The sequence below is a fragment of the Protofrankia symbiont of Coriaria myrtifolia genome (assembly GCF_900634755.1).
Lineage (GTDB): Bacteria > Actinomycetota > Actinomycetes > Frankiales > Frankiaceae > Protofrankia > Protofrankia coriariae.
This window is the reverse complement of sequence record NZ_CAAAFS010000057.1, coordinates 1-2,276: the sequence shown is the minus strand read 5'-3', so window position 1 is coordinate 2,276 and position 2,276 is coordinate 1. Positions and strand designations below refer to the sequence as shown.

Sequence of the window (2,276 nt, the reverse complement as noted above, 5' to 3'; positions counted from 1 at the left end):
GGCCGGCGCGGGCGCGGCGGCGGCCCCCGTGCGCGGGCGGGCCGGTGTGAGCTCGGCCCGCCGGGGCTGTGTCCGGGTGGGCTGCGGCGTCTGGGCGGGCTGCGATGCCGGCACGGTCACCGACTGGCGGGTGGCGGACCTCCCACCAGCGCCGTTCGCACCGCCGTTACGATTGGCGCCACCGCCGCGGCCGACGCCGCCAGTGCCATTCACGCCACCGCTGCCGTTCTCACGGCTGGTACCAGCAGAACCATCTGTGTCACCCGATGAGGATCCTGAAGAGGATATTGCGCCAGAAGAGGACGAAACGGGTACGTGCACGGTCGATGCGCTCCAGAGATCGGGCGACCCGGCAGCGCGCCGGCCGCGACTGACCTCCCCCTCTGTACGTATGCCTGAGAGCTTCACCCGGCATATCGACCCGCGACCGATATGCGTGGGCTTTCACCGTCGGCGGGACGTCACGGAACGTCCGCTTTCCAGAGTTGCCTGACCCGGCGGTTTCTCCGGCCTGAGAGTGTATAGGGGAGGTCTTGCTCCTTCGGCGCCACGGACCGCAAGCTGCCGTGGACTCTCCCGCGCGGGCGTGAGCGGCATCGATGTTCAGTTGTCCGTCTGGATTGAATCCTATGGTCGACGGTCGCCAGCCGCCAACCCTTGACGGCGCCGCACCGCGACGACCATCACCGATAGTTACACTACCGGTCCTGAAGGTGGTTGAGCTCGGCGACGGTCGGAACGAGGTCACCGATGGTCGCGAAGTCCACCGCGATGAACGTCGGCAGCCGGCCCTGCGCCCGCTGGCAGGCCTCGACCTGCCTGAGCAGGGACTCCCGGCGGTTGATCACGGCCGCGTCCGCGCGACTGCTCGCCGTCCGGGTGATCCAGTGGTTGATCAGTATCGCCGCGGGCCGGCCCGGCCCGCGGCCAGGCCGGCAGTCGAAGCCGTCGGGCGAGGAGACGTCCAGGGCCGTGTCGGCCGCGTATCGGAAGAACCGCCGGTAGAAGGTGCCCGGGACGTCGGCGTTCTCCGCGAGCACCACCAGTCTGCGGTTCCGCTCGACCATCGAACCCAGTGACGGCCAGTCACCATCCGCGTCCCTGGGGGGTGTGAGCGTGTAACGCCCGAGCCCGGCCCGGGTGAAGGCCCCTGTCACCTCGGACGCGGGCGCCTCGTCCTGGACGATCAGGGTCACCACCTCGGTCGGGTTCGCGTCGAGCCAGGCCCGCAGCCGGGTCAGCTCGGTCTCCAGGCTGAGCGCGCCGAGCTGGCAGATGTTGTGGCACAGCCACAGCCCGGGACGACTGGAGCGGGCGCCCCGGGTGAACGGCTCGAGGGTGGCCCGCTGGTCCGGCGGCAGGCCGCGCAGGAAGGCCTCGACGTCCTGCGGCGGCGTCCAGTGATGGACGTCGATGAGCAGCGCCCGGATACCCGCGTTCAGCTGGCCGATCAGGTCCGGATCCTGGGCCGCGCCCAGGAAGCGCGCGTCGCTGGCCGCCATCGCGTTGTGCGTCGCCGGGTACACGACGTCGGTGTAGCGGCGGTCGCAGAGCAGCTCGGAGCCGTTGCAGTACCTGGCGGCCGGGGTGACCGGCAGCGGCATCGCAATCCACAGCAGGACGACGATCGTCGTCGAGGTGATCGCCAGCGTCCCCCAGCGCCGCCGACGGGCATGCGCCCGGACCACCAGCATCCGCGCCGCGGCCGCGACCACCGTGACACCGGCGGCGGCCACCAGCGGCATCGCCGCGAACCCGAACCAGTTGTCGCGGACCTGGTCGACCAACGCCGAGGAGATGTCACCGACCATCGCCCGCACGCTCACCGGCAGCGACGAGGACGGGCCGGTCAACGCCGCGAGCGGATCGCCGACCAGCGTCATCAGCACGCCCCCGGCGGCGAGCCCGGCCGCCCCGGCCGCGACCAGCCCCGCCAGCACCAGGCGGAACCCCGACCCACCGTGCCTGACGATCACGACGAACCCGGTGGCGAACACCACCAGCATCAGGCCGGCGAGCCCACCCGCGGCGAGCAGCACCCCCGACGAGCCGAGATCGTGAACGGCGTGCACCGCCATGGTGCCGGGGGACTCGGGCAGCCCGGTCAGCGCCGGCCCCAGATCGATGCTGGTGCCACCGCCGACCCGCCGCCGCAGATCGGCGATGGCGGCCTCGTCACCGTCGAAGACCAGCGGGCCGGCGACCGCCAGCGCCGAGGTGAGATCACCGGCCCGCATGAACGTGACCAGTTGCTCGCGCACGGCCTGGTGCTCGTC

1 protein-coding gene, 1 pseudogene and 2 riboswitches are annotated in these 2,276 nt (G+C 71.6%); the gene and the pseudogene both read right to left on the bottom strand.

All coding sequences use genetic code 11. The features are described from left to right. Positions 1-213: pseudogene (locus CM1CMNOD_RS22180) on the bottom strand (hypothetical protein); the annotation flags it as partial. Positions 214-376: 163 nt separating this feature from the next. Continuing rightward, positions 377-488: riboswitch (glycine riboswitch) on the bottom strand. Then, positions 489-590, bottom strand: a riboswitch (glycine riboswitch). It lies immediately after the preceding riboswitch. Between the two features lie 108 nt (positions 591-698). Then, positions 699-2,276: hypothetical protein (locus CM1CMNOD_RS21425; protein ID WP_165490437.1), on the bottom strand; the 1,578-nt coding region annotated here is incomplete at its 5' end.